This is a genomic window from Chelativorans alearensis (genome assembly GCF_010993735.1).
Taxonomy (GTDB): Bacteria; Pseudomonadota; Alphaproteobacteria; order Rhizobiales; family Rhizobiaceae; genus Chelativorans; species Chelativorans alearense.
In genome coordinates, this window is record NZ_WQNI01000012.1 from 1 (window position 1) to 26,193 (window position 26,193).

Below are 26,193 nucleotides of genomic sequence, written 5' to 3' on the forward strand. Positions count from 1 at the left end.
CAACGCGCCCGCTACATGACACTGGAAACCATCAGCCAGATGAGCGATGATCCACTCATCAGCCTGCCGGCAGTGGCACGCTGATCAGTCCGGCCCATGCCGGAGAGCATGGCGACCAATGCCGTCACCTACACCACGCCTGGGGGCACGATCGAGAACTACCCGCAACTGAAGGCGCGGATCGAACAGCATGTCGGCGAGACCCGCTCGCAGAAGGTGCGGCTTGAGGCTTGCCTGAAGGCTCGAGGCACAGCCAGCTCGGGCACGAAGGATGTGGCCGGAAAGGCGACGGCGTTCATGCAGGGCCTGGGCGGTGTGTTCGCAGGCGATGAGGTGGTGAAAGGGGCGCTTGCAAGCTACGCCTTCGAACACATGGAGATCGCCTCCTACAAGATTTTGGCAGCTGCTGCGAGACAGCTCGGTGATCAGGATACGGCGCAGACTTGCGACGAGATTTGCCGTGAGGAAGAGGAGATGGCTGAGTGGCTGGCCGATCACATCGACTCTGTAGTCATCGCCTATCTTCAGCGGGAATCTTCTGGATCAAGCGCATCCAAGCGATAGGAGTTGCGATGGGTCAGCGGGCGCTCGCTCCACTTTCGTACCAGTCGAGCATGAACTTCTCGATATCTCGCCGTTCCCTCCGCGAGCGGATCTGGCGCGTGGACAACATCGTCGGGTTCAGAAGGCGTTCTCCATCCTTGCAAGGCAGATCAAAACGGCGCTCTGCTGCTATCAAGCCGTCGTCGGCAGTGTAGGTGCAGACCACCATTACCTCGAGGCTTTCGGCGCTGCCAGCCAGCGTCTGCCCCGTTTCGAAAGTGTTTTCAGCGCGCTCGATCAGACTATTGAAGGATCCAATGTCGATGAATTCGCCGCTTGCAAGTGGGCCCTGGAACAGCTGCGGGCGCAGGTCACCATCCGCCGACAATGTGACGTCGAGGTCGCTCAGGTGAAAGACGAGCTGCTTGTCACCATCCCGGAGGGTCAGGATAATTGCCTCCACATAGACCGCCTCCGCGCTCATGTTGCTTATAACGCATCTGGAACTGCTCGACCGCCCACCGCCCCGGTTGATATTGATCTTCGGGCGGATCCGGTGGCGATAGCTATTCAGCAGAAGTTGGAAGTAGAGCGCCCATATCACCACCGTCACGACAGCCGCGGCTGCGCTTATGCCACCATGATTCTCGTTGATGACTTCCCACATAGCGGACGGTCCTGACCTGCAATTGTCCGCTAAAACGGCTAAGATGGCCCTTTGTTCGATGGACCGCTGCAAATCTGGAAAATGGCTGACACTGGCGGTTCGCCTCGGGACACCCTGCACCGAAGTGCGTGGCAACCCTTGGTGGAGGTGTTTTCAGCGATGGCTGTTTTGTCTCATCTCATATGTCCCATATTTGCCCTGCCTGTTTCGGGTCTCAGAGGGCGTTGCCTTGAGCCTTCCGGAGGCCTTTGCGATGCCTCCGCCGAACTCCCTTCCAGCGTCGGAACACTCCGGGCGCTTGCCGAGTTTGGGCTCAGACAAAGATGAGGAGACGAATGGATGGCGTTTGCTTTTTCGAACCTGGCCTTTGGCAACATAGAGAGAATTCCGGACAAGTACGTGCGCGATGGAAAAAACGTCTTGCCACCACCGGTCTGGAGGGATGCATCCCCGCAGACCAAGAACTTCATGCTGGTGGTGGAGGGTCCAGGCGCCCCTATGGCCACCTTCCACTATCGGAGCGTGTACCTGCCGGAGCGAACGACGGCAGGCGCCAAGACCGAAAGCCTCGGCCATTGTGTCAACGATTTGGGGAATCCGAACCATGGCGGCCCGCAGCCGCCGAAGGGCTACGGCGCTCACGACTACCACTTCCGTCTCGCCGCGCTCGACGTGGTGACGCTGCATTGTGACGGCAAGGCCAAGGTCGGGGAGATGCTGGAGCAGGCGAAGCCCCATATCATCGCCGCGGCGGAGCTCGGCGACACCTATGAGAGCGAATAGTCCGATGCGGGCACTTTCCGGAAAACCCGGAAGCTGCTGGGTCGCCACCGCCGAGCCCACCGGCTACCCGGCGCTCGAGGGATCCGTCCACGCCGAGACGGTCGTGGTCGGTGCCGGCATCTTCGGCCTCACTGTCGCCTTGCGGCTCGCAGAGGCGGGGCGCTCGGTCATCGTCTTGGAAGGGCTTCGGGTTGGACGGCAGGTGACCGGGCGGTCGACGGCCAAGATCACCACGCAGCACCGGCTGATCTACCGCGAGCTGCTCGAAAAGCTCGGCACCGAGCGGGCGCGTGCCTATGCTGAGGCGAATAAGGCCGGAGTAGACTGCATCAAGGACTGGATTGCGGATTATGGCATCGCCTGCGACCTGGAGCCCAAGCCCGCCTACACCTATACGCAGGATCCCAGCCTCCGCTCCGCCATCGAGGCGGAGGCCGAGGCCGTTCGCAGCCTGGGCCTGCATGCGGAGGCGATCGATCGAGCGCCGCTTCCCTTCGACAATGCAGGCGCGCTCCTTTTCCGCGACCAGGCGCAGTTCAACCCGGCCATGTATTTGACCAAGCTCGCCCGCACGGTAGGGGATCGCGGCGGCCGCATCTTCGAGGAAAGCCGCGTGCGGTTCATCGGCGAGGCGAGCCGGTGGCGCGTCGTCACCGATGGCGGGACGGTGCACGCCGAAAACGTGGTAGTGGCCACCAACATGACCGTGAAGAGCCCGGTCGGCATGGCGAACCGCACGCAGCCGGGCAGCCACACAGTCATGGCCTTCCGCGTCAAAGATCCGGCGGTGATCGACGGCATGTTCATCACCGTGGAAGAGGAGCAGTCGCGTTCCTTGCGGACCGGGCGGGACGCGGATGGCCCGCTGCTTCTTGCCCTCGGCCCGCGCTTCAACACCGGGCAGGAGGGCGACGTGGCAAGCCGCTTCGCGGAGCTCGAAGACTGGACGCGTGGGCACCTGCCGGTCGGCGAGACGGTCTGGCGCTGGTGCAACGAGGATTACGACACCGCCGACCGGGTGCCGTATGCGGGCGAGCCGGCCCCGGAAAAGGCGCCCGGCTTCTATATCGCCACCGGCTTCAACGCCTGGGGCATCAGCAATGGGACGGCTGTCGGCATGATGATCGCCGACGCGATCATGGGGCGGCCCACACCCTGGAAAGCGCTCTACGATCCCACGCGGCCGTACCCGCAGGACTTTCACACGAGCGGCGAAAGCCAGTCGGTGGTGGAGCGCGTGGGCGACATCGTCCCCGGCCACGGCGGCGTGCTTGTTACAGACGAGGGGCATGTTGCCGCCTGGCGGGATGAGGCCGGCGAGTTGCACACCTTCTCCGCTCACTGCACCCACAAGGGGTGCACCGTCACCTGGAACAATGCCGATCGGACGTGGGACTGCCCATGCCATGGCTCGATCTTCGCTCCCGATGGCGCAGTCATCCACGGTCCGGCGCGGCTTCCGCTATCGCCGAAGCAGTAACGTACGGGCATCGTCTGTCGCTCCCAGCGAAAGGAACTGGCTTGTCCGCGACTGGAGCCTCGAAGGACAGGTACGGGCCGGTCGACGCTAAAGCCAGGAGAACAAGTGGCGATTGGAAGACACGGAACTGCAACGGGAAACGGTAGGCAACGCACGGTCTACGCCCTGCGCAATAGTCATGGGCAGCCTGAGCACGAGCGATTGACGCATCTGCCGCGAGGCCTACAGCGCCATCCTCATCGGCTGGACGATTGAGATGATCCTGGGCGCGCGCTAGGGCGCCCGATCGGTCAAAAAACTTGCGCAAACCCTCACGCCTGTCAGCGACCACTTCTGTTTCTCGGCTTCCTCGGCTTTGTCGTGGCGCTTCAGGCAAGGCGCTTCCTGCTCGCGCCGGTCTCGCTCGCCATCATCGTCGGAATCATGCTCAGCCCGCCGCCCTGCGCTTGGAGGTGCGATGCGCCGTCGGCCTTACGGTTTACGGCATCTCGGTTCTGATCACACTGGGTATTCCGATCGCCACACGAGGTCAGAGGATGTTCTCCAAGGAGAAGATGGCGCACCCGTATTTCTCAAGAGTTGCTCCCTTTCTCACCTCACCTCGACGCGGGGAACAACGAAGCCGCCATGAGGATTGTGACACGGCACCCCTCAACCACCGCCGGAGACAGCCACGCTGACGCTCGCCGAAAAACACAGACCCGAAGCAGGCGCACCGGGCGGCTCGGTTGCCGCTGGGGGCGCCAACCTTTCCTATGTCATCGACACCGAGCCTGGAATCCGCCGGCGCAAGGCAGGTCGCGGCTTAGCCTACGTCTCGCCCACTGGCCAGCGTATAGCCGATAGGGCCACACTGGCGCGAATCCGGTCACTCGCCATTCCCCCGGCCTGGACAGACGTATGGATATCGCCGGACCCGTCGGGCCACATTCAAGCGACGGGCCGAGATCAGGCAGGGCGCAAGCAATACCGTTACCATCCCGCCTGGCTCGCCTGCCGTGACGAAGCCAAGTTCTCCAGCCTTGTCGCCTTCGCGGAAGCGCTGCCGAGGCTACGCGCGCGGGTTCGTGCCGACCTTGCCAGGCATGGCCTCCCCCGCGAACGCGTCGTCGCAGCCGTGGTCTGGCTGCTCGATCATACTATGATGCGCATCGGCAACGACATCTATGCGCGCCGAAACAAGAGCTTCGGGCTGACGACGCTGGAGACGCGCCATCTTAGGATCGATGGTCCGCAACTGCGATTCAGCTTTATCGGGAAATCCGGACGCGAGTGGAAGGTGAAGCTGGTCGACCGCCGCATCGCCAGCATTGTGCGCACGATCCAGGAACTGCCCGGCCAGCACCTGTTCCAGTACCTCGACGCCGACCGGACGCGACAACCGATCCATTCACACGATGTGAATGAGTACATCCGCGAGACGATTGGATCGCAGTTCACGTCAAAGCACTTCCGCACCTGGGGCGGCACGACCGCCGCCGCTTTCCTCCTGGCGCAGGAGGCTCCACCTGACAGCAAGCGCAAGGCGACACGGGTTCTCAATTCCATCATCGATCACGTCGCACGGAAACTTCGCAACACGCGCGCCATCTGCCGGCAAGGCTACATTCATCCGGCCATTCTCGAACGCTGGCGGCAATGGCGGCTCGCCGGTGACTTCAGGGCCCTTCGGCGCCGCCATCCCAAGCCGCTCAAAGGTCTGTCACGCGACGAGTCGCTCGTCCTGCACTGGCTGCGGGCTGCCGAGGGGAACTAACCTCCCTCCGCCGCGCACGCGGCTTCCTGGCGTAGGGCTATCATCGGCATCAGTCTCCCAAATCGGTAAGGAAAACTGAATTGCTCCATCATGACTTCAAATGGGGTTTTCAACGATATCACCTACAGTTTGAAGAAGCCGGATTCGAGCCGGTGGGTGAGCTTGCTTGGGCGCCCATGAGATGGCGCTGCCAGAGTTGTCCACCGAGGCCGAGAACGCCGATCGCTTGACAACGCTCATAACCCTTACGGAAACCATCATCTCGCTATTCGGCGACGTTGGTGATGATCCCGAAAGCGCGCATTGTCGCGAACGGCCCCTGAGGTGAAGGTCGCCAGCTCGCGAGCAACGCGATCAAATAACCCCGATTATCCGATTGCTGCCACGTTGACCCTATTTTCGGCAAGTTGTGTGAGCTTTTCGTCGGCGGCCTTTTCATCAGCGAGGTTGCGTTTCAGGACCTCAGCCCAGTCGTCGCAATCGAGCTCGTTGGCCCAGGTAATCAACGTCCCGTATCGTGTGATTTCGTAGTGTTCCACAGCTTGGGCTGCAGCAATCAGCGCGGCGTCCAGCACCTGCTTGTCTTCGACTTCACCGGCAACATCGTTGGCCTCTTTGATGATACCGTCGATGGCGGGGCAATCCACGCCCCCAGGCTGAAGGTCCATCAGGCGGAACACCTCCTCCAGGTTCCGGATGTGGTTCTCCGTCTCCTCCAGGTGCTTTTCGAAGGCCTGCTTCAACTGCGCATCGTCGGCCTTCTCACGCATCTTCGGCAGCGCCTTGGTGATTTGCTTCTCAGCATAATAGATGTCGCGCAGCGAGTGAGCGAAGAGATCGTCCATCGACTTGATGTCCTTGCTGAAAAGTCCCATGGTGGGTTCCTCTATTTTTGCGGTGGAAGAATCGGTTCGGTGGTCCATGTGGACACCCCAACCAACTCGGAGCGCTGCCGTCTGTTCCAAGCTGAGACGCCCCGGCCGTTTTTCCTGCGACGTCCTCGATTATTTGGCCTGTCGATGAACTGCGGGCGAGTGTAGCCGGAGGCATACCGACGGGTGCACTCAGGAGAGAACACGCGGATAGCTCTCAACCTTTAAAAGGCGCGCCAGAAGCACGGCATTTGACGCCGCCGTCTTGAGCTACGCCTTCACTTTCTCCGGCACTGCCTCCAGGTCCCGTAATCCGTCGCCTGCCTGATCTGCACAAATGAGGCCGAAGCCGGAGGAACATTTCGCCGACCTGAAAGTTGCGGTCGCTCGACAGGGGCGAGCAAGCGACGACGGTTCCCGTTCCTCTGATGTCGCGTTTTGCCCCGACGACCGCTGAACCCACGCCTCCCAAAACGTAACGGGCTACTATCGTGTATCGCATCATCATTTCCTGGATTGTTCTGCTATTGGGTGCGGTCTTGGCTGCAGGTGGCGTTTGGCTCGCCGCACTGGGCGGATCGTGGTTTTACCTCCTTTGGGGCGTGCTGCTCGTCGTTTCCGGCGCTCTTATCCTGGTGCGACGCGCCGTCGGCCTTACGGTTTACGGCATCTCGGTTCTGATCGCATTGGGATGGGCGTTGTGGGAAGTCGGCTTTGACTGGTGGGCGCTCACCGCCCGCGGCAGCCTGGTTATGGTGATCGGCATCCTTCTGCTGTTGCCGCCGCTGGTGCGGGCGATGCATCCGCCGGGCGCCCCGCTGGCCCGCTATGATGCAAACAGCGTGGTGCTCGGCTTATCGATTCTCATCGCGGCGTCGGTGGGGATTTACTCGATATTCCAGTCGCCACACGAGGTCACGGAGATGTTCTCCGAAGAGAAGATGGCGTCCGAAAGTCAGCTTGACGCCGACATTCCCCCCGGTGAATGGCCAGCCTACGGTCGCACCTCTCATGGCAGGCGCTACTCGCCGCTGGCGCAGATCACGCCCGAGAACGTCTCGGACCTCGAGGTGGCCTGGCAGTATCAAACCGGCCAGATACGCGGAGAAGACGACCCTGACGAGACCACCTATGAGGTGACGCCGCTGAAGATCGGCGAGTCGCTCTTTGTCTGCACGCCGTTCAGTACGGTGATTGCTCTGGACCCGGTCACCGGCAAGGAGAAATGGCGCTTCGATCCGCAGCTCAGGCAACCTCCGACCCAGACCACGCAACACATGACCTGCCGCGGCGTTTCATTTCACGCCGCCTCGCCCGACGACCTCCCCGCCACACCGCCTGGGGCGAGCTCGCCGCAGGCAGCCGCTCCACCCAATGAAGAGGGCTCGCCATCCGTGAGTCAGGCGCCCGCACAGGCGGCGCGCGAAGCCGACGGTACGGCTGCTACAACGGATGCCGCGCCCGAACCGGGGCAAGCAAATGCCGGAGCCGGCGAAGTGACGACACAGGCTGCGCCCGTGCCGCAGAACATCGTCACCGGGCAAGCGCGACCGGATGCGCCAACGCCGGCCGTCGAGCGGGAAGAGCCGCCCGGCTCCGTAACCCTTACCGAGCAATGTATGAACAGGTTGTTCGTGCCGACTTCGGATGGACGACTGATCGCGATCAGCGCCGAGACGGGCGAAATCTGCCCAGGCTTCGGCGGTCGCGATGGGACCGTCAATCTGTGGGCCAACATGCCGAACGTAACGCCGGGCTCGTTCTACTCGACTTCACCACCGATCATCACGGAAGACGACCTCGTGATCATCGGCGGCGCGATCAACGACAACGCCTCGGCCACCTCGCCATCTGGCGTCATTCGGGCCTATGATGCCTATACGGGCGCGCTCGTTTGGAACTTCGACAGCAAGAGGCCCGAGGCGACGGAACCGATTCCCGCTGGAGAGACCTACAGCCAGAACGCGCCTAATTTCTGGAGCGTCGCAAGCTACGACCCCGAACGAGAGCTGGTCTTCATCCCCATGGGCAACGAATCGCCGGACCAGTTCGGCGCCAACCGGGGTGAGAACTCCGAGCGCTTCTCCTCCTCAATCCTGGCGCTTCACACCGCAACAGGCGAGGTCGCCTGGGTCTTCCAGACGGTGCACCATGACCTGTGGGACTACGACGTGCCGGCCCAGCCGAGCTTAGTTGAACTCGCTGTCGACGGTGAAGAGGTGCCGGCGCTGGTAGCGCCGACCAAACAAGGCGATATCTTCGTGCTCAACAGAGAGACCGGCGAGCCCGTGCTTCCTGTTGAAGAACGTTCCGCTGGTGGGGATGCGGTCGAAGGAGACAGCGTAGCGCCTACGCAGCCGGCTTCCAGCCTGTCTTTCCGGCCAGAGCCTCTGACGGAAGCAATGATGTGGGGCGCGACGCCCATCGACCAGCTCTATTGCCGTATCCGCTTCCATCAGCTGCGATACCAGGGCATGTTCACCCCCCCTTCAACCCGGGAGACGATCGTCTACCCCGGCAATTTCGGCACTTTCAACTGGGGAGGCGTGGCGGTCGACCCCGAACGCGACATCATGTTCGGCATGCCCGTCTATCTCGCATTCACCGTGGAACTCGTGCCGCGGCCGGATGATACTTCGCGCGTAGTGACGGAAGAGGGCGAACCGATCATCAACGAAAATTTCGGCGCCCCCTACGCAGCCAAGATGGGCCCGTTTTATTCGCCCCTCGACCTGCCTTGCCAACAACCGCCCTGGGGCTACGTTGCGGGGGTTGATCTTGGAAACGGAAAGACGGTTTACAAGCACGTCAACGGTACGGTGCGCGACCTTGCACCATTTCCGATGCCCTTCGAGATGGGCGTCCCGGGTATTGGCGGGCCGATCGTCACAGCCGGTGGCGTCGCCTTTCTCAGCGGCGCCTTGGACTACTATGTACGAGGCTACGACCTGCGCACCGGTGAGGAAATCTGGCGTTCTCGACTGCCAGCGGGTGGCCAAGCTACACCCTCCACCTATGAAGGGGCGGACGGGCGCCAATATCTGGTTGTCGTAGCCGGCGGCCACGGCTCCACGGGAACGAAGCCGGGCGACTCCATAATCGCCTATGCGCTGCCGCGGTAGAGGAAGCCATAGGTGGAGAACCGCCGGGCGCGCGCTTGAGAGAAAAGCGCGCTCCAGTACTGCGCGGCAGCTCGCAAAGGTGCGGACGGGTCGTGACGTTATGAAGGCGCAGAGTGTTGCTGCCTATCTTTTGCCTGTAGGCTGCCTTGTGGCTGGCTGCTCTGATGCGCAGTCGGTGCTGAACCCGCATGGCGCTGAAGCCGAGTCCATCGCGCTGCTGTTCTGGATAACGGCGATCGGTGGGGCCCTGATCTGGCTTGCCGTCGTCGGTGCACTGATCTACGCGGGTCGGCGCCACAGAAAGCCCTACAGCCAGGCCTCGGCAGCTCGACTGGTTCTGTGGGCCGGGGCGGTTGTACCGAGCATCCTGCTCGCCGTTCTTCTGGGCTACGCGCTCGCTCTGATCCCCGACCTGCGGCCATTGGCGGCAAGCGCGGACGACGACCGGCTTCACATCGAGGTGATCGGCGAGCAGTTCTGGTGGCGCGTCATCTACCATCCGCCCGACGGCCAGCCGGTGGTTTCGGCAAACGAGGTGCGCCTGCCGGTGGGCGAGCGCGTCACCTTCAGCCTCAAGAGCACTGATGTCATCCATTCCTTCTGGATTCCGCCGCTCGGCGGCAAGATGGATATGATCCCGGGCCGTACCAACACCTTTTCGCTCAAGGCGACGAAAGCCGGGATCTTCCGCAGTCCTTGTACGGAATTCTGCGGACCCTCGCATGCGCTGATGGCCTTCACAGCCGTGGCGATGAAACCAGGCAGGTTCGACCGCTGGCTCGCGAACGAGGGAAAGGAAGCGGTAAACGGGAAACCGGGCCTTAAGCCATTCCTCGCCAATGGCTGCGGCGCGTGCCATGCAATCCGAGGGACGGAAGCAGACGGAGCGGTCGGGCCCGACCTGACGCATTTGGCTTCGCGAAAGACCCTGGCGGCAGGAAGCCTTCCCAATACCGAAGACGCGATCGCACGCTTCATCGCCGAGCCGGACGAGGTGAAGCCCGGCGTCAGAATGCCCGCCTTCGGCATGCTCCCGCAGGATGAGATTGATGCGATCGCAGCTTATCTGGCGAGGCTCGAATGAGCGCAGCCGATATGCACGAAGACAACACGCGCAAGGCGCAGGAAGAGCGCCTGCGCGCAGCCTGGATGGCGCCGCGCGGCTGGCGATACTTCACGGCCGTGAACAACACACGGGTCGGCCTCTGGTACATCGTCACGGCCTTCACCTTCATGCTGTTCGCAGGCGTGCTGGCACTCTTGATGCGCGTTCAGCTCGCGGTGCCGAACAACAGCTTCCTATCGGCCGACTTCTTCAACCAAACCTTCACGCTGCACGGCACGGTGATGATGTTCCTCTTTGCCGTGCCGATCTTTGAGGCGGTGGCAATCACTGTCCTGCCACAGATGTTGGGCGCGCGCGACTTGCCCTTCCCGCGTCTTTCGGCCTTCGGCTACTGGAGTTTCGCGCTCGGTGGCGTGTTCGTCTGCGGCTCGATCTTCTTCGGCGCCGCACCCGATACGGGCTGGTTCATGTATCCGCCCCTCGCCACCGATCCGGAATATTCCGGTATCGGCGCCGACATCTGGCTGCTTGGGCTCTCCTTCATCGAGGTCGCCTCGATTGCTGCAGCCGTGGAACTCATTGTGGGTTTCCTGAAGTGTCGCCCTCCCGGTATGCGCATCAACCTGACACCGCTTTACGGCTGGTACGTTCTGGTGGTGGCCGGCATGATCCTGTTCGCGTTTCCGCCGCTGATCGCCGGTGACATCCTGTTCGAGCTGGAACGGATGTTCGACTGGCCGTTCTTCGATCCTGAGCGCGGCGGCGATCCGCTGCTGTGGCAGCACCTGTTCTGGATCTTCGGCCATCCGGAGGTCTACATTATCTTTTTGCCGGCCATCGCGCTTCTGGCGATGATCGTGCCGACCTTCGCGCAACATCCCATCGTTGGCTACTCCTGGATCGTGCTCGCCGCCGTCGGCACCGGGTTCTTGAGCTTCGGCTTGTGGGTACACCACATGTTCACGACCGGTCTGCCCTCGATCTCGCTCGGCTTCTTCTCCGCCGCCTCCGAAGCAGTCGCGATCCCCACCGGCGTCCAAATCTTCGTCTTCCTGGCCACCCTGCTTGCCGGACGCGTCGTCTTTTCAGTACCGATGCTGTTTGCGGCCGGCGCCCTCGCGATCTTCGTCATCGGCGGCCTGACCGGCGTCATGGTCGCGTTGGCGCCGTTCGACTGGCAGGCTCACGACACCTATTTCGTCGTCGCACATCTGCACTACACACTGATCGGCGGCATGCTGTTTCCGACCTTCGCCGGGCTCTACTATTTCTATCCCGTAATGAGGGGCCGCATGCTGTCGGCACGGCTCGGAAAGACCGGCTTCTGGCTGATGTTCGTCGGCTTCAACGTGGCCTTCTTTCCCATGCATATCGCCGGCCTGCGCGGCATGCCGCGACGGGTCTTCACCTATCCCGACGAGATCGGCTTTAACGTCCTCAATCTTGTCTCGACCATCGGCGCCTTCGTCTTCGCGAGCGGCGTGCTCGTTGTCATCTGGGCGATCGCTCGCCCGAAACGCAACGAGCCATATGCCGGGCGCAATCCCTGGAACGCCGGAACGCTCGAATGGCTGATCGAGATGCCGGGCGAGGACTGGGGTGTGCGTTCGGTACCGATCATCGAAAGCCGCTATCCGCTCTGGGACCAGAAGAATCTGATGCGCGACGTCGACGCCGGCCGCTTCTACCTGGCGGATGCCGCGGAAGGTCGGCGTGAAACGCTCGTGACCAGCGTCCTCGACGGCGATCCGGTCCAATGCCTGCGCTTACCAGGTCCGGCCTATGTCACGATCCTAGCAGCCTTCTCCCTCGGCGGTGTCTTCATCTTCCTCACCTATCACTGGTGGATCGCCGCCCTTGTCAGCGGCGCGATCTGTGCAGTCTGCATTCTTTACTGGCTTTGGACCGGAACCGCGGAAATCCCCGAGAAGCGTGAGAAGAATGTCGGCCTCGGCCTGACGCTGCCGCTCTATGTCTCGGGGCCACGTTCCGTCGGCTGGTGGGCGATGTTCATCACAATGGTCGGCGACGGCACTGCGCTCGCCAGCCTCATCTTCGGTTACTTTTTCTATTGGACGGTGCATCGGGGCTTCATCGCGGCGGCAGCCGGTCCGGGTGCCTTCTGGCCCATTGTCGGCATTGCGCTGTTTGCGGCGACGTGGGGCGCGATGCTCGGCGCACTGGCTGCCAACACGCGCGGCTCCGCGTCGGGTCAGCGGCTTCTGCTGATCCTTTCGCTGCTTATGGCTGTGTTGGGCAGCCTTGCCGGTCTCGCCGGTCCGTGGACGCACGCGATGACACCTTCCAGCCATGCATATCCCGCAATCGTGTGGACGCTGGTCATCTGGGTCGCGGTTCACGGCGCGGTCGGGGCCGTAATGCAGGGGTATTGCCTGGCACGCAGCCTGGCGGGACGGCTTACGCGCGACCACGACATAGACCTGCGGAATGTCGTGCTCTACTGGCACTTCATGCTCGTCTCGGCGGTCCTGACATTTGTCGTCGTCGGCCTCTTTCCTCTGGCCTTGTGAGGCGGTGATGCGGCTTGTTCCGAAAGAGATCGAAAGCCTTTGGACGCTCTTCACCGCGCCGGCTGTCTGGGCAGCGCATTTTCTGCTCTGCTACGTCGGGGCGGCCGTCTATTGTGCCAAGCGCTCCTCGTGGGGTTTCGGTTTCGAGTGGGTGCGCGTCGGGATAGGCGTTGCGACACTGCTGGCCCTTACGATGATCCTCGTGTCGGCCTGGCTGGCATGGCGGCAATGGGGATTCGGCGCGCAAGACCCGCCGCACGACCGCCCGACCGGACATGACAGGCGCAGTTTCCAGGGACTTGCGACCTTGCTGCTTTCAGGGCTGAGTTTTGTGGCGGTCATCTATACCGCCATGCCGGCACTGGTGATCGCGGAGTGCAACCCATGAAGCGCATCGCTTTGATCGCTGGGGTCGCCGTCCTTGCCGTTGTCTGGGGCGTGCCTTTCACGGGCCTGCTCGAGGCCTCCTTCACACGCCATATGCTCACCCATATGGGTGTCGTGGCTGTGGCAGCACCACTGCTGGGCATCGGTCTTTCGGGAACCCGTCTCGACGCATCCGATCATCTACCGGTTCTCCTCTCGCCGGTCGTCGCCTCCCTTCTCGACCTTGTCGTGGTGTGGCTGTGGCATGTTCCGGCGATGCGGATGCTGGTCGCGGCATCGCCACTCGCCGCTGTCGCAGAGCAGGCGAGTTTTCTCGTCGCGGGCCTGGTTCTCTGGCTCGCCTGCCTTGGCAGCCGAAATGCGGCCGATAGCGACAGGCGCCGCGCCGCCGGCGCGTTCGGCTTGCTCCTGACATCGGTGCATATGACCCTGCTCGGTGCCCTCCTCGCGCTTGCGCCGCGGCCGCTCTACGGTTTCGACACCGTGACCTGCTTCGGAGTCCCATTGTCAGGGGCGCAGGACCAGCAGCTCGGTGGAGCCGTCATGCTGTTCATCGGGGCGGTTGTCTATACGGCGGGCGGCCTGGCTCTGCTCGCTCGGGTACTGAGGCGTCCGGAACCGGTGGAGGGCGCCGCACGATGAAGCTAAACGTCAATCGGCACCGCATCGCCGTCCGTATCAACTGGAAGTATATTGCAATTGGGCTCGCGGTCCTCCCCTTTGCGGCAGTGTTCGTTGCTTGGCTCGGCTTCTTCAACATCGGCGCTGCAAGCGGCCACTGGAGGATTACCGAACTGTTCCTGCAGTTGGCGATGCGTTCCGCTGTCAGGACCTACGCGATCGGGATTGAGGAACCGGAAGCGTTCGACAGAGGCGCCATTCTGCCTGCCGCCGGGCACTTCGCCAGAGGCTGCGCCACCTGCCACGGCGCGCCGGGCGAGCCGCGCCCTGCCATGGTGAAGGCCATGCTGCCCAGGCCGCCGAGGCTTGAGCGCGCCGTACACGCATGGGACGATGCCCAGCTTTTCCGTATCGTGAAGCGCGGCATCCGCTTCACCGGGATGCCAGCCTGGCCCACACAGATGCGCGACGACGAGGTCTGGGGAATGGTGGCCTTCCTGCGCCGGTTGCCGGACCTTGATCCTGAGGAGTACCGTAATCTCGCCTACGGACCAGCCAAGCGATCGCGGGCGAGCGGCTTCAACGGCTCCTTCGATGCGGCCCTTGCGGGCTGTGCTCGCTGTCACGGAATGGACGGCCTCGGCAGGAGCGCATTCGTGCCGGTGATCGCCGGACAACATCGGGCCTACTTCGTGGAAAGCCTTCGCGCTTATGCAGCGGGCGAACGGGCAAGCGGGATCATGGAACTGGCAGCGACGGAGGCTGACAGGAAACTGTGGCAGCGCCTGGCAGAGTACTACGCTTCACTGCCTGCCACCGAGGACGAGCAGAGTGCCGCAGATGCCGAACGCATCGCGCGCGGACGCCGGATAGCGCAATACGGTGTGCCTCGGCGCGACATCCCCGCCTGCCTCGGCTGCCATGGGCGGCCGGACCGCAATCCCGTCTATCCGCAGCTCGACGGACAGAAGCGCCCTTATCTCGAAAATCAGCTGCGCCTGTTCGCAGAAGGCGAGCGCGGCGGGACGGACTACGCTCATCTGATGACGGAATTCGCCTCCCGGCTCGAGCGAAAGGAGATCGAAAGCCTCGCGGCCTATTTCGCCAGCCGACAAGTGCAGCGTGGGAAAGCGGAGTAGGCGCCTTCTCGCCGCAACCCGTGGATGTGCTAAGGTTGTCTGTCCGCAAAACGCGGCTGACGCGGAAGTCGAGGCTGCACGGACTGTCGCGCAAGGTATGCAGCGCTGCGCTCAATATGTGCCACGCGACCTTCCGGTCGTCGCCATGCTCCTTCAATCAAGTTCTGAGCCTGCGTATCCAATCGCGGAAATCGATAATCATGTCCGCCAAGAACTTCTTGGTCTCTTCGTCCTGCAACCGGCCATCGTCGTCGAATTTTTCGCCGGCCCGGAATATCAACACCTCCGAACTGGCCAGAAGCGGCATTGCATTATAGTAAGCGACCTGACGTAGATGCGCCTGCGCGCGGGCCGTGCCTATCATGCTGGGAGTGGCGCCCATGATCGCCGCGGGCTTCTTGTAGATCGACGATTTGCGCTCTGGGCGAGACAGCCAATCGATCGCGTTCTTGAGCACGCCTGGGATACTGTAGTTGTACTCTGGTGTTGAAAACAGCACGCCATCCACCGGCCTGATTGTCTCATGCAGACGGACGACCGGATCGGGAAACCCCTTGGCCTCGACGTCCTCGTTGAACAGCGGAATATCCTCAAGTGTGATGATATCGATTTCGATGTCCTCAGGGGCCAGATTGGCAGCGGCTCTCAGCGCAGCTGTATTGTAGGAGCCCTTTCGCAGGCTTCCTGATACGCCGGCAATTCGAGTGGCACCCTTCATTGATATCTCCATCGCGAGCTTTTCAGCCAAACTCATTGTGTCGCGTTGGTGTTCCACCCCGTTGTCCAGAACCAGAAGCGATGACCAGCGCGCTCGACGATCCGGTTGGGAATCGAGCGCATACCAAGAATATTTTTCCGTCGGAACTGGAGGAAATGGCCTCCACGCAAACGAACGGGCGAGCCAAACCTGAAGTCGAAGTCCTGAGGCCATGGATTGGGGCGGTCAACGACCTTTCTCCCCTCGCTCATCAAAGTATTGGAACATACCTGCGCACCCCGGGATTGGGCGGTCGATGCCTGCCGCCGGGGAACCCATCCATCGGTTGCTGAGGGCCGATATGGTGCGGGGCGTCAATAGATGTCGACACCACTCAGGCACCGAGGACAAGCCGATGACCATTGCTTCGATCAATCCTGCGACTGGCGAGACCCGCGCACGCTTCGAGGAGATGTCCCCCGCCGATACGCGGGCCATCATCGAGCAGGTGCATGCAGCCTGGCAGGAGTGGCGCGAGCGCGACTTCGCCGATCGCGCCACGCTGATGTGGGAAGCCGCACGCATCCTGCGGGATGGCGCGCGGGACTATGGGCACCTGATGACGGAGGAGATGGGCAAGCCTATCAAGCAGGCTGTCGCGGAGGCCGAGAAATGCGCCTGGAGTTGCGAGTACTTCGCCGACAACGCGGCGGACTTCCTCGCGCCGGAGATGGTCGATATCGGGCGCCGCAAAAGCTATGTGAGCTTCCATCCCCTCGGTTGCGTTCTGGCGATCATGCCCTGGAACTTTCCATTCTGGCAGGTCTTCCGTTTTGCCGCGCCCGCCATGATGGCGGGCAACGCTGTGGTTTTAAAGCATGCAGCGAATGTGCCTTCCTCGGCGCTAGCGGTGGAAGAGATCTTCCGCAAGGCGGGCTTTCCGGAGAATCTCTTCCGCACGCTTTTGATCGGTTCGGATGCCGTCTCCTCTGTCATTGAGAACCCGCTTGTCCGGGCCATTACGCTCACTGGCAGCGTGCCGGCCGGCCGGGCGGTGGCGAGCCAAGCCGGCGAAGCGCTGAAGAAAACCGTGCTCGAACTGGGCGGTAGCGATGCCTATCTCATCCTCGAAGACGCCGACATTTCCTTTGCCGCGAAGGTGGCGGCTGAAGGTCGCCTGGTGAACTCCGGCCAGAGTTGCATCGCAGCCAAGCGCTTCATCGTCATCGATAGTGTACGCTTCCAATTCGAGGAAGCGCTTGTTGCGGAGATGCAAGAAGCCAGGATGGGTGATCCATTATCGGAGGACACGGCGATCGGCCCCATGGCGCGCCACGATCTGCGCGACGACCTGCACCGCCAGGTCGAGGAAAGCGTTCGTATGGGGGCGCGCTGCCTTCTTGGCGGCACTATTCCTGAGGGACCCGGCGCCTATTATCCCGCAACCGTGCTGACCGACGTGAAACGCGGAATGCCGGCCTATGAAGAGGAAATCTTCGGGCCCGTCGCTGCCATCATATCCGCCGTCGACGATGTTGACGCAGTCACAAAAGCAAACGATTCGGTCTTCGGCCTCGGCGGCGGGGTTTTCACACGCGACCTCGAGCGTGGCGAACGTCTTGCGACCGCTGGGATGGAGGCCGGTTCAGTATTCGTGAATGCCACCGTTCAATCCCACCCGAAGCTTCCGTTTGGCGGTGTAAAGGAGAGCGGCTACGGCCGCGAACTTTCGCACTACGGGATCAAGGAGTTCGTCAATATCAAGACGGTGGTGGTGGCGGAAAGCGGCGGCGGATAGTCACCGCGCAAACGACAGAGCTTGCCGCCCCCGCGCGTATGCACGCCGTTGCGACTGCTGGTCCATCAAGGCAGCATTTGCAAGTTCGCAAAGACACCCAGAGCGAACTCAGCAGCCATGCCGAAGACGAGAAGGGCTGATGTGCCAGCACAGTCGCCGTCATCGTCAAAGTTCCCAGCCTAGCGGTCGTAGGCCCCCGGGAGCTGCAGAATTGATCGGCCCGATCACACGCGGATAACAGAAGAGCGAGACGACAGGGTTTGCCACGGCGGCGGGTAAAGCGTGGCCCCCGTCCCGCTGTCCTTATGCGTTCCGGTCACCGCGATATACCGAGCCGCGGCAGTGTCACGTGTTGTTACCTCGTTGGAACACTATGGCCGACAATGCATTAACCGACAGGAAAATCGGGGAAGGAGGGAATCGGAGCGACCTCAATCGAAGGAGACGCGGCATGCCGCCGTCACCCAACTCGAAGAACGGTACCCCATATCACCCGGATGGCGAGATCGTTGCCTTAATTCCAGCGCTAAGAGCTTTTGCACGTACATTCTGTCGTGACCGACATGATGCTGACGACCTTGTCCAGGAAACGCTGACCAAAGGACTGGCAAACATTCACCAGTTTCAGCCCGGCACGAGCATGAAGTCCTGGCTCTTCACGATCATGCGCAACACCTTCTGCACCCGCACAAAGATCACGCGGCGTGAACTGCCCGGCGCAGAGGACTGCGCGTCCACGCGACCAACAGTAGATCCAACACAAGAATGGTCTATCCGCGGCAGCGAGCTGCGCGAGGCTGTCCAGCGACTACCGAGCCAGCAGCGGCAGGTGCTTGTGCTTGTCGGTGTTCTCGGCGCTAGCTATGAGGAGGCGGCAGAAATTTGCGGTTGCGCGATAGGAACGATCAAGAGTCGCCTGAATCGCGCCCGCCTGCGTCTTGTCGATGAGTTAAGAGAAGAATCACCTCACTCAACAATTGAGTTGGCAGATGAGAATCCTGTCAACTTAGTGAAGTAACATCCGCTGGATAAGTAAATTATTATAAGGCATTCGCCAATATTAATTTATATCTTATTCACCCTACACTTCACTATCGTACCTATTCAAATTAATAACTTCAGGAAAAATGGAGTAATTTTCTCATGCAGGAGAAGAAGCGGAAAATGAGCTAGGTTGCCATGGACGCGGCAAAGGAAGGGAAGCTCGGACCGCTTAAAACGGCGCGTGAGGAGGCGGCGGATTGCACACGCTGCGACCTCTACAAGAACGCCACCCAGACCGTCTTCGGCGAGGGCGGCGCAAAGGCCAGTGTCGTTTTCGTCGGTGAGCAGCCAGGTGACAGGGAGGATATAGAGGGGCGACCCTTCGTCGGCCCGGCCGGCCGGCTTTTCGACACCATCCTCGAGGAAACGGGCATTGATCGCAAGAAGACTTACGTGACCAATGCTGTAAAGCATTTCAAATTCCAGTCGCGCGGTAAGCGTCGCATCCACTCCAAGCCCAATGCCGGTGAAATCCGCGCCTGCCGCTGGTGGCTCGGCCAAGAACTGACGATGATCCAGCCGGATTTGGCGGTGGCGCTGGGTGCCACAGCGGTGCGCGCGCTCACCGGCAAGGCGCTTGCGGTGAATACATTGCGCGGCAGCGTGGTGGAGAGCGCGGAGGGCGTGCCCGTTTTCATCACCGTGCACCCGTCATCGCTCTTGCGCATTCCCGACCGGGAGGCTCGGCATACCGCGCGCGAGCGCTTTGCCGAGGACATGCGCAAGGTGAAGACGATGATGAGAAAAGGGTAGTGCCGGCCGGCGCTGCACCTCCCCCACGGCCTTCGCCTTGCCCGCTTCGCGCGGGCGATCGAGGTAGGAGCCGAAGTGGGTCCGCTCCTGGTTTTCGCGCACTCCGAGGTTCTTTACATCCAACCCTGTACGGGGAGGTAGCTAGTATTAACGGCGTCTTGCTGGCGGCGAGGCTCATATCGTCACCAGAACCACGGAGCTAGCGTAAAGAATTAACACAATGGCGCTTTCAAAGCCGATTCCGGCTACGCCGCTGCGCTCGCGCCGAAGCAACCCAAGCACGATCACACCTGTCATCAGAATCGCGATCAAGGCGGTGGTAAAGTCGTCGGGGGTAAAAGCAGCGTAGATCGAGCCATTGTAGACAACATCGGACAGGCTTAAGAACAGGACCTCGAAGGCATTACCACCGATGACGTCGCCAACTGCGAGACTGACAGCGCCGATCCGCACGGCAGCAATGGCCGTGACGAGTTCGGGAAGCGAAGTCGCGATTGCCGTGAAGACCGTGCCGACCACCGTTGCCGAAAGACCGGTCCGCGCAATGATGGCAATCCCGGCCTCCGCAACGGCGTAGCCGGCCACTGCCGTCACGACGGCATGGAAAGCGAAGCGCCCCCACAGGGAAGCCATTGTCTCCGCTTCTCGATCCTCCTCGACGGCTGAGATCTCCTCCCGCGTTTGTGCCGTCCGGACTGGCCGCCACATGGGCTCGTCGCGGATACGGCCGAGTAATCTGATGCCGAACGCGTAGACGACAAGGGTCAGGAATGAGGCGGGATGGATGCCCCATATGATGACCTGCGGTTCGGAGGCAGCGATCAGCGGAATCGTCAGCAACGTTACAAGCAGCACACCTTGAACGAGGCCGGTGACGCTCGCGGCAGCATGCTCCAGATTTGCCTGGCGATAGGTGAGATCGGCCACGGCAAGAAAAGTCGTCTGTGCGGTGAGGCCGCCCAGGGCGTTGCCGATGGCCAGGCTTGGGTGATCCTGGGCGGCGGCGGTCACCGACGCGATGGCGCCAGGCAGCGATGTGCTGGCGCCGACGAACAGTGCTCCGGCGACAATTTCCCCCAGGCCGGTGCGATCTGCCAGCCGGTCCGATACCCAGGCGAGCCGAGTACCGGCGAGCACGATCACCACGGTTGCGCCGAAGAAGACGGCAGCAATGATCGGCAACGGCAGAGTTTCGACAGCAGCCATGAGGGCTAAACAAACGGGGGGCCAATTTGGTCCGGGAACCTAGGTTCGGCGCAGCCATGACGCCTTAGAAGGATCACAAAGTGTCCCATAGCTACCGTTCGAGATCATCCAACATGGCCTCCCTCGACCTGACAAGCTTTCAATACACGGGATAAGCCACGGTTTTTGCCGATCGACGAACAAGAACGTGCGTGGTGGCTGTCCTTTCTTTCACACTCGCGTCACGGTCTTCAGTTGCTCAATATTCTTGCTATCGGAAAGAAATAGAGCGACTGGCTGTAGCGCTGGTATGCGCGCACAGACGACGACTATGGCGAGCATTGTCGGCACAGCTACCAAGGCACCCAAGATGCCCCAGACCCACGACCAGAACATCAACGCGATGAGAATTGCGAGAGGCGATAGTGCAAGCTGCTCTCCTTGCAATTTCGGATCGATATAATTTCCCATAATTTGTTCAATGATCAGCAACCCGACGCCATACAGAGCCGCCGATAAAGGGGAAAGTTGAAGGAAAGCAAACGCGGCCGGCAATATTCCTGCCACGATTGACCCTACCGTAGGAATATAGTTGAGCAAAAACGCAAGAACCGCCCAGACGAGGATAAAATCGAGTTGCCACCCCCAACTCCATAAGGCGTACAAAAGAGCAGTGGCTAGGCCTAACGCCGTTCTCACTGCCAGGTACCATCGAATGCGCACAGCAATCGTGGACAGCGCAGAATGGTATAGCTTATCCTCGTTTCGCGCTGTTGTAGCCCGCAACTTTGCTTCGAGAGAAGGGGCTTCAAGCAACAGCAGGAGCACGAGAAAGAAGATCAGTGATATGATCCCGGCAGCACTCCAGATCGATTGAATGACCGTTGACGCATAGCCGACGACTGAATTGATCAATCCGCCTGACACCGCGTCGTTCTGGCCACCGGTCAACCCGGCGGATTCTACCCAAGCATAGAGCCTATCCTGCCAGACCTGAAAAACAGGCTCGTATTTCGGCAAGCCCGCGGTGATCTGGCGTGCTGCAACAGCAAGGCCGACCAGGAACAGTCCGAAGACGAGGAGCATGAGCAACAGTGCCGCCACATGCCCGAGCCAGCGCAGCGAGCGAGGCATACGATCTCTCACAAAGGCATCCACGGGCCAAACGGCAAGCGCAGTGAAAAATGAGAAGGCGATCGTCGATGACAGCCAAGAGGTGGCCCGCAATGCGGTAACCACAAGGATCAGGGCGACGAGAACGGAAAACCAACAGGCAAGATGATACCAGCGCTCACGCTGCTCCTTTTGTCCGGTTTGATGGTTGTGGGACACCTTGCGCCTTCCAGCTTAAGCACTATGGCAAAGCAATAGCTGTCGCTCTCAACGGAGTACCTTCGATCAGTAGCCCCCTATGATCGGAAGAATCTCCCCGGTGATGTAGCTGGAGCAGTGCGAAGAGGCGAAAAACACATATGCCGGCGCGATCTCTTCCGGTTGCGCCGGTCTTTTCATCGGCGTGTTCTTCCCGAAGTCAACGATCTTGTCGGCGGAACGATCCGAGGGGTTGAGCGGTGTCCAGACGGGTCCCGGAGCTACCGCATTGACACGGATTCCCCGCGAAATCAGGGTGGCGGAAAGAGCTCGCGTGAAGGCGTGGATGCCTCCTTTCGTCATCGAGTAATCCAGAAGGTGGCCACTGCCTTCAATGCCGGTGATCGAGCCGCTGTTGATGATGGCCGAGCCAGGCTTCATATGGCGCACTGCAATTTGACTCATATAGAAGCAGCTATAGAGATTGGTCCTGAGCGTCGTATCGAAATGCTGCGGGCTAAGATCCTCTAACGCGAGTGCGTGGTATTGAAATGCGGCGTTGTTGACCAGCACATCGAGAGAACCGAATTCGGCGATCACTCTTGCAACTGTCTCTTCGCAGACCTCTTTGCGGCTGATATCACCCGGTATCAACAGGCAGCGGCGGCCTTCATTCCTTACTGCGTTTGCGGTTTCCTCAGCATCGAAGTGTTCGGTGAGATAGGAAAGTGCGACGTTGGCGCCCTCGCGCGCAAAAAGCACCGCAACCGCTCTTCCGATTCCGGAATCTCCACCCGTCACAAGGGCCGTCTTCCCCTCGAGTTTATGCGACCCGCGGTAGTAGGGCGCGTCGTACATGGGTGGTGGCTCCACCAGCACTTCATCGCCGGGCTTTTGCAGATGCTGGCGTGGAAATGGCGGTTCCGGATATTCGCGGGCGCCGGCTTGCATCGCACCACCTTCGGGAGCCCTGCCTTCCTTGGTGCTGTCGATCTCTTGTTGCACTTCGCGTTGGGTATCAGCTGTCTGGCGCGCTTCACGTTCCCTGTCTGTCATGGTCGCTCCTCTACTGCTTTCCCGTTCAGGCGACCGCTTCCGCTCGACGTCCAGTGCACTGGGCCTCACGGGTGGTCACTTGGACGCCGCTGTGGTCGCGGGTTGCTGCTGAGAACTTCGCCGCGACGGTGCCGTCATAAGGCTCCACCGAATTTGCGCGCGATCCACTCACAGGCCTCGCTCCACGATCACGGTCGCAAAACACCGCCCTCCCACGAAATGTTCCGAGAGGAGGTGCAGGGGTAAATATTCGCTGGTTGCTGTCTTGAACCCGATGCGGCGGCCGCGGACGCAGCGCAGAGGCGGACTTTCACGGCCAGAAACGGACGAACGAACCGCATGCCTCGACCACCGAGCCCGAGGCCTGCTGGACTACGAGGGAGCGGAGTTCCTGCTCATTGGAGCCCGCACTGATCCGGAGAGGGTATACGACATCGACTTGCCGGCGCAGGAGGAAAGCTATGATCGGGCGGAGGTCATCCGCGAGCTAAAAATGGTGAAGTTGCGCCATCCGGTCGAGCCCCTCTTCGAGGGCAAATGGGCATGATCCTTCCCGCCGCTGAAACCCTCGCTTGCGATCGCGCCGGATGCGCCCGTTCTGCTACCCGCCTGCAGCAATTCCCAGTGTACGGAGGCTTGCTTTCTTGATGCTCTGGCGCACGTCACCGTAGTTTGCCCAGGCTTCGTGTGAAGACGGTGATGCGTCTGCCAGGCAAAACTGGCCGGCCGCACGGATCGAATGCAGTTCGTCCCAGCGAACAGGCCAGGCAAGCGGCGCGCCCTCACGGGCACGGAGCGAATAGGGTGCGATCGCCGAGGCGCCGCGCTCGTTGCGCAGATAGTCGATGAAGATACGCCCCTTGCGCTTTTCCTTGGCGGCGGTCGCTATGAAGTGCTCCGGATCGTCCTGTGCGATGCGCTTGGCCACGGCTTCGGCAAAGGCTTTGACAACCGGCCATTCGTGCTGACGCATGAGCGGCGCGACCACGTGAATCCCCTTTCCGCCTGTGACCAGCGCAAAACTCTCCAGGCCAAGTTCCTCTAAGAGATCACGCACGAGGACGGCGGCATCCTTGACCTTGCCGAAATCGACCGCTGGATCCGGATCCAGATCGAAGACAAGGCGGTCGGGGCGCTCGATATCGTCAATCCGCGAGCCCCAGACGTGCAACTCCAGCACACCCATTTGCGCGGCCGCAACAAGCCCACCGACGTCCTCGATATAAAGATACTCGCCTTCACCGCCATCTTTCTCGCGCACAGAAAGACGGCGAAGCTCGGCGGGAAAGCCGGCGCTGGCGTGGCGCTGGAAGAAGCACGCCTTTTCGTGACCTTGCGGGCAACGGACAAGGCTTATGAGGCGGCCGGCCACATAAGGCAGTATATGGTCGGCCATTGCCTCGAAATAGGCCGCAAGATCACGCTTGGTGACGCCCTGCTCAGCATAGAGCACCCGTTCAGGATGGGTCAGCCGGATACCGGCCACCACGGCCGTGTCATTGTTTCGCGCCATGCTTTATTCCACCATGAAAGGAGTATGCCGAGCGCAACCGGCCAACTCAACTCGCGATGTAGTAAGGGCAGTTAAACCAGATCGGATCAATCTCGCCCTGATTGACGAACTGGACAAGGTCGAGTGTTCTCTTCGCCTCAAGCTGTACCGCCGCGATTTCCTCAGGATCGAAGAGTACATACTGCCCCTTCTCGAGTTCGAAACCCTTGACGATTTCGCCCGTATCGACCGGTCCGACTCCCGGCACCGTCTTCTGATACCGTATGCGCTTGCTGGATGGCTCATGAACCTGATGAAAATTGATCTGCCGGCGCGCGTCGTTGCGAAGAGCTTAACGGGCAAACGAGCTTGCCGGTGCCGAGGAACTGGATGGGCGTTGAATAGATCCGGCCCCTGACGATTGCTGCGATGAATTGAGAGTGCGCGTGAGCCATCGCTGGTCTCTGCATTCTCAACGGGCTGACCTGGATTCTACGAAATAGGAGCCTGCTTTGTTCCTTTCGTTGACTCTCTTTGCTCAGCAGTGAGCCAGCCCCACACCTAGCAACATAGCGAATACAACTCCCCGATGCCGGCAGCCTGTCGGTCGAACACGGCCATAGGGGATACATCAGGATTTTAGCTATGTCCGCTGGTGCCCCGGGAAAGGGAAGCACCGTCTCGCGGCGCCCCATCCACGCGGCAAACCGGATGTGGCCTTCGACTACCCGCCAAATCCGCCGGATGCAGAACGAGATACGAAAGGAACATCATGGTCGATCAGACGTTGGCAACACGTAAAGTGAATTGAAGGGAGCACAAAATGGCAGCGACTACATCAAGGACTGGCGGGAAGGAGGCGACGCGGGATCTGGAAGAGGATATCCGCCAACTCCGCGAGGATGTCGCGCGGCTAACTCAGCATATGCGGCAGGCAAGCGGACATTCAGCCAGCGTTGCGCGTCATGCGGCTTCCGAGGGCATGGAGCAGATGCGCCAGCAGGGCAAAACCGCGATAAGGAGCCTTAAAAGCGGCGCCAATGATTTCGAACACGAACTTGCCGAGACGCTGCGTGAGCGCCCGGTCACGTCGCTGGCGATCGCTGTAGGTGTCGGGTACTTGTTGGCATTGATGTCGCGGCGCTAGATGAACATGTTACCGATGCGTGCGCTAGCGGTGGCCACTGGGGAGATCTCGGACAGGCTGAGGCGCATACGTGTCGCCGTGGTGCTTTACCTGCTGTCCGCCCTCGCCTTCCTATGCGGATGCGCGTTTTTGATCGGCGCGATGTTCGTCGTTGCTGTGGAACGTTGGACCGCAGAGATTGCGGCACTCTATTTCGCCCTTGGGTTCTTAGCTCTGGCCGCCGGGATTTTCGGTCTCTGCAAATTTCTCCTGCGCAGGCGAACGCGTAGGGCCGAATTGCAAAACGCGTCACATGAGCGTTTGCTCACGGAGGCAGCCGTACTCACGCTACTTCCCTCACTGCTCGCCAACAAGGGAGGAACGCAGACGCTCCTGGTACCGCTGGTCGCCCTTGCAGGCTGGGTGATCTATCGGGAGAACCGACGTGCGGCCACCAATCGCGAGAAGGATGGCGCAGATTGAGAGCGCGTCTGCACAATATTGGAACATTCGGCCCGACAAGGCATTCCTGAAAGACACGGGATTTAGAGGCCGGAGATTGGTCTATGCAGAACGAAGTTCCGCCGAAGAAGGCCCGACAGGGACGGCGGGGCATCCCTGTTCTGGTGGTGCTGGTTGCAGCACTGATCCTGTCCATGATCATCTGGGGGGGCGTGGAAATCTACGGAATCTACCTGGACAAGACACAGCCGGTCGAAACCGAACCTTCTCGGGACATCCCGATAGAATAAGCGCAGTACAAA

The 26,193-nt window shown here is 60.9% G+C and carries 24 protein-coding genes; 16 read left to right on the forward strand and 8 right to left on the reverse strand.

What is annotated here, in order from left to right; all coding sequences use genetic code 11:
* The first annotated feature begins 108 nt into the window (after nucleotides 1-108).
* On the forward strand, nucleotides 109-564 hold the full coding sequence (locus tag GPJ75_RS18075) for a ferritin-like domain-containing protein (protein ID WP_246249114.1): 456 nt from the start codon (nucleotides 109-111) through the stop codon (nucleotides 562-564).
* A gap of 13 nt (nucleotides 565-577) precedes the next feature.
* Here GPJ75_RS18075 and GPJ75_RS18080 read toward each other — a convergent pair whose 3' ends face one another.
* Nucleotides 578-1,210: a hypothetical protein gene (locus GPJ75_RS18080; protein ID WP_163269877.1), complete on the reverse strand. Its 633-nt coding sequence runs from the start codon at nucleotides 1,208-1,210 to the stop codon at nucleotides 578-580.
* Nucleotides 1,211-1,549: 339 nt separating this feature from the next.
* Here GPJ75_RS18080 and GPJ75_RS18085 point away from each other — a divergent pair, with 339 nt between their 5' ends.
* The 3 genes from GPJ75_RS18085 (at nucleotide 1,550) to GPJ75_RS18095 (ending at nucleotide 5,229) form a co-directional block, all read left to right on the forward strand.
* A complete protein-coding gene (locus tag GPJ75_RS18085; RefSeq protein ID WP_163269879.1) occupies nucleotides 1,550-1,993 on the forward strand; it encodes a YbhB/YbcL family Raf kinase inhibitor-like protein in 444 nt (147 codons plus the stop codon).
* Nucleotides 1,994-1,997: 4 nt separating this feature from the next.
* Nucleotides 1,998-3,473 (forward strand): FAD-dependent oxidoreductase, encoded by a 1,476-nt coding sequence (locus GPJ75_RS18090; protein ID WP_163270163.1) that lies wholly within the window; start codon nucleotides 1,998-2,000, stop codon nucleotides 3,471-3,473.
* Between the two features lie 778 nt (nucleotides 3,474-4,251).
* On the forward strand, nucleotides 4,252-5,229 hold the full coding sequence (locus GPJ75_RS18095) for a DNA topoisomerase IB (RefSeq protein WP_343036284.1): 978 nt from the start codon (nucleotides 4,252-4,254) through the stop codon (nucleotides 5,227-5,229).
* Between the two features lie 368 nt (nucleotides 5,230-5,597).
* Here the strand turns inward: GPJ75_RS18095 and GPJ75_RS18100 are convergent, their stop codons facing one another.
* Nucleotides 5,598-6,104, reverse strand: a complete 507-nt coding sequence (locus GPJ75_RS18100; RefSeq protein WP_163269881.1) for a YciE/YciF ferroxidase family protein — start codon at nucleotides 6,102-6,104, stop codon at nucleotides 5,598-5,600.
* Between the two features lie 488 nt (nucleotides 6,105-6,592).
* Here GPJ75_RS18100 and GPJ75_RS18105 point away from each other — a divergent pair, with 488 nt between their 5' ends.
* The 6 genes from GPJ75_RS18105 to GPJ75_RS18130 all read left to right on the forward strand — a co-directional run bounded on the left by GPJ75_RS18105 (nucleotide 6,593) and on the right by GPJ75_RS18130 (nucleotide 14,967).
* Nucleotides 6,593-9,223, forward strand: coding sequence for a PQQ-binding-like beta-propeller repeat protein (locus GPJ75_RS18105; protein ID WP_163269883.1), 2,631 nt, complete (start codon nucleotides 6,593-6,595; stop codon nucleotides 9,221-9,223).
* Between the two features lie 148 nt (nucleotides 9,224-9,371).
* Nucleotides 9,372-10,307 carry a cytochrome c oxidase subunit II gene (coxB, locus tag GPJ75_RS18110; RefSeq protein ID WP_246249116.1) on the forward strand — a complete coding sequence of 312 codons (936 nt, stop codon included), beginning with the start codon at nucleotides 9,372-9,374 and terminating at the stop codon, nucleotides 10,305-10,307.
* Nucleotides 10,304-12,820: a cytochrome c oxidase subunit I gene (gene ctaD / locus GPJ75_RS18115; RefSeq protein ID WP_163269887.1), complete on the forward strand. Its 2,517-nt coding sequence runs from the start codon at nucleotides 10,304-10,306 to the stop codon at nucleotides 12,818-12,820. Before coxB ends, ctaD begins: the two co-directional genes overlap by 4 nt.
* A gap of 7 nt (nucleotides 12,821-12,827) precedes the next feature.
* Nucleotides 12,828-13,208 (forward strand): hypothetical protein, encoded by a 381-nt coding sequence (locus GPJ75_RS18120; protein WP_163269889.1) that lies wholly within the window; start codon nucleotides 12,828-12,830, stop codon nucleotides 13,206-13,208.
* Nucleotides 13,205-13,849 (forward strand): cytochrome c oxidase assembly protein, encoded by a 645-nt coding sequence (locus GPJ75_RS18125; protein ID WP_163269891.1) that lies wholly within the window; start codon nucleotides 13,205-13,207, stop codon nucleotides 13,847-13,849. The genes GPJ75_RS18120 and GPJ75_RS18125 overlap by 4 nt, the downstream gene beginning before the upstream one ends.
* Nucleotides 13,846-14,967, forward strand: coding sequence for a c-type cytochrome (locus GPJ75_RS18130; RefSeq protein WP_163269893.1), 1,122 nt, complete (start codon nucleotides 13,846-13,848; stop codon nucleotides 14,965-14,967). Before GPJ75_RS18125 ends, GPJ75_RS18130 begins: the two co-directional genes overlap by 4 nt.
* A 157-nt stretch (nucleotides 14,968-15,124) precedes the next feature.
* Here the strand turns inward: GPJ75_RS18130 and GPJ75_RS18135 are convergent, their stop codons facing one another.
* Complete coding sequence (locus GPJ75_RS18135) at nucleotides 15,125-15,685, reverse strand: NADPH-dependent FMN reductase (protein WP_163269895.1); 561 nt, start codon at nucleotides 15,683-15,685, stop codon at nucleotides 15,125-15,127.
* A 394-nt stretch (nucleotides 15,686-16,079) separates the two neighbouring features.
* On the opposite strand from GPJ75_RS18135, the gene GPJ75_RS18140 reads away from it, so the two are divergent.
* From GPJ75_RS18140 to GPJ75_RS18150, 3 genes are all read left to right on the forward strand, one after another.
* Nucleotides 16,080-17,462 (forward strand): NAD-dependent succinate-semialdehyde dehydrogenase, encoded by a 1,383-nt coding sequence (locus GPJ75_RS18140; RefSeq protein WP_163269897.1) that lies wholly within the window; start codon nucleotides 16,080-16,082, stop codon nucleotides 17,460-17,462.
* 451 nt (nucleotides 17,463-17,913) lie between these two features.
* On the forward strand, nucleotides 17,914-18,480 hold the full coding sequence (locus tag GPJ75_RS18145; RefSeq protein WP_163269899.1) for a sigma-70 family RNA polymerase sigma factor: 567 nt from the start codon (nucleotides 17,914-17,916) through the stop codon (nucleotides 18,478-18,480).
* A gap of 161 nt (nucleotides 18,481-18,641) precedes the next feature.
* Nucleotides 18,642-19,259: a UdgX family uracil-DNA binding protein gene (locus GPJ75_RS18150; protein WP_163269901.1), complete on the forward strand. Its 618-nt coding sequence runs from the start codon at nucleotides 18,642-18,644 to the stop codon at nucleotides 19,257-19,259.
* A gap of 174 nt (nucleotides 19,260-19,433) precedes the next feature.
* Here GPJ75_RS18150 and GPJ75_RS18155 read toward each other — a convergent pair whose 3' ends face one another.
* The 5 genes from GPJ75_RS18155 to GPJ75_RS18175 all read right to left on the reverse strand — a co-directional run bounded on the left by GPJ75_RS18155 (nucleotide 19,434) and on the right by GPJ75_RS18175 (nucleotide 24,628).
* Entirely contained in the window at nucleotides 19,434-20,465 is a 1,032-nt protein-coding gene (locus GPJ75_RS18155) for a sodium:calcium antiporter (protein ID WP_163269903.1), read from the reverse strand.
* Between the two features lie 210 nt (nucleotides 20,466-20,675).
* Nucleotides 20,676-21,776: an AI-2E family transporter gene (locus GPJ75_RS18160; protein WP_163269905.1), complete on the reverse strand. Its 1,101-nt coding sequence runs from the start codon at nucleotides 21,774-21,776 to the stop codon at nucleotides 20,676-20,678.
* A gap of 66 nt (nucleotides 21,777-21,842) precedes the next feature.
* A complete protein-coding gene (locus GPJ75_RS18165) occupies nucleotides 21,843-22,811 on the reverse strand; it encodes an SDR family oxidoreductase (protein WP_163269907.1) in 969 nt (322 codons plus the stop codon).
* 601 nt (nucleotides 22,812-23,412) lie between these two features.
* Nucleotides 23,413-24,324, reverse strand: coding sequence for a non-homologous end-joining DNA ligase (gene ligD, locus GPJ75_RS18170; protein ID WP_163269909.1), 912 nt, complete (start codon nucleotides 24,322-24,324; stop codon nucleotides 23,413-23,415).
* Nucleotides 24,325-24,370: 46 nt separating this feature from the next.
* Nucleotides 24,371-24,628 (reverse strand): Ku protein, encoded by a 258-nt coding sequence (locus GPJ75_RS18175; RefSeq protein WP_163270166.1) that lies wholly within the window; start codon nucleotides 24,626-24,628, stop codon nucleotides 24,371-24,373.
* Between the two features lie 498 nt (nucleotides 24,629-25,126).
* On the opposite strand from GPJ75_RS18175, the gene GPJ75_RS18180 reads away from it, so the two are divergent.
* From GPJ75_RS18180 to GPJ75_RS18190, 3 genes are all read left to right on the forward strand, one after another.
* Nucleotides 25,127-25,450: an ElaB/YgaM/YqjD family protein gene (locus GPJ75_RS18180; protein WP_163269911.1), complete on the forward strand. Its 324-nt coding sequence runs from the start codon at nucleotides 25,127-25,129 to the stop codon at nucleotides 25,448-25,450.
* Between the two features lie 78 nt (nucleotides 25,451-25,528).
* Nucleotides 25,529-25,912 (forward strand): hypothetical protein, encoded by a 384-nt coding sequence (locus tag GPJ75_RS18185; protein WP_163269912.1) that lies wholly within the window; start codon nucleotides 25,529-25,531, stop codon nucleotides 25,910-25,912.
* Nucleotides 25,913-25,995: 83 nt separating this feature from the next.
* Nucleotides 25,996-26,181: a hypothetical protein gene (locus GPJ75_RS18190; protein ID WP_163269914.1), complete on the forward strand. Its 186-nt coding sequence runs from the start codon at nucleotides 25,996-25,998 to the stop codon at nucleotides 26,179-26,181.
* Nucleotides 26,182-26,193 lie beyond the last annotated feature (12 nt).

Excerpts from the sequence above, each read along its gene's own strand:
- GPJ75_RS18080 (WP_163269877.1), bottom strand. The coding sequence starts at position 1,210 with ATGTGGGAAGTCATCAACGAGAATCATGGTGGCATAAGCGCAGCCGCG.
- GPJ75_RS18165 (WP_163269907.1), bottom strand. The coding sequence starts at position 22,811 with ATGACAGACAGGGAACGTGAAGCGCGCCAGACAGCTGATACCCAACGC.
- GPJ75_RS18145 (WP_163269899.1), top strand. The coding sequence starts at position 17,914 with ATGCCGCCGTCACCCAACTCGAAGAACGGTACCCCATATCACCCGGAT.
- GPJ75_RS18155 (WP_163269903.1), bottom strand. The coding sequence starts at position 20,465 with ATGGCTGCTGTCGAAACTCTGCCGTTGCCGATCATTGCTGCCGTCTTC.
- GPJ75_RS18100 (WP_163269881.1), bottom strand. The coding sequence starts at position 6,104 with ATGGGACTTTTCAGCAAGGACATCAAGTCGATGGACGATCTCTTCGCT.
- GPJ75_RS18190 (WP_163269914.1), top strand. The coding sequence starts at position 25,996 with ATGCAGAACGAAGTTCCGCCGAAGAAGGCCCGACAGGGACGGCGGGGC.
- ligD (WP_163269909.1), bottom strand. The coding sequence starts at position 24,324 with ATGGCGCGAAACAATGACACGGCCGTGGTGGCCGGTATCCGGCTGACC.
- GPJ75_RS18120 (WP_163269889.1), top strand. The coding sequence starts at position 12,828 with ATGCGGCTTGTTCCGAAAGAGATCGAAAGCCTTTGGACGCTCTTCACC.
- GPJ75_RS18085 (WP_163269879.1), top strand. The coding sequence starts at position 1,550 with ATGGCGTTTGCTTTTTCGAACCTGGCCTTTGGCAACATAGAGAGAATT.
- GPJ75_RS18135 (WP_163269895.1), bottom strand. The coding sequence starts at position 15,685 with ATGAAGGGTGCCACTCGAATTGCCGGCGTATCAGGAAGCCTGCGAAAG.
- GPJ75_RS18125 (WP_163269891.1), top strand. The coding sequence starts at position 13,205 with ATGAAGCGCATCGCTTTGATCGCTGGGGTCGCCGTCCTTGCCGTTGTC.
- GPJ75_RS18140 (WP_163269897.1), top strand. The coding sequence starts at position 16,080 with ATGACCATTGCTTCGATCAATCCTGCGACTGGCGAGACCCGCGCACGC.
- GPJ75_RS18180 (WP_163269911.1), top strand. The coding sequence starts at position 25,127 with ATGGCAGCGACTACATCAAGGACTGGCGGGAAGGAGGCGACGCGGGAT.
- ctaD (WP_163269887.1), top strand. The coding sequence starts at position 10,304 with ATGAGCGCAGCCGATATGCACGAAGACAACACGCGCAAGGCGCAGGAA.
- GPJ75_RS18150 (WP_163269901.1), top strand. The coding sequence starts at position 18,642 with ATGGACGCGGCAAAGGAAGGGAAGCTCGGACCGCTTAAAACGGCGCGT.
- GPJ75_RS18090 (WP_163270163.1), top strand. The coding sequence starts at position 1,998 with ATGCGGGCACTTTCCGGAAAACCCGGAAGCTGCTGGGTCGCCACCGCC.
- GPJ75_RS18075 (WP_246249114.1), top strand. The coding sequence starts at position 109 with ATGGCGACCAATGCCGTCACCTACACCACGCCTGGGGGCACGATCGAG.
- GPJ75_RS18130 (WP_163269893.1), top strand. The coding sequence starts at position 13,846 with ATGAAGCTAAACGTCAATCGGCACCGCATCGCCGTCCGTATCAACTGG.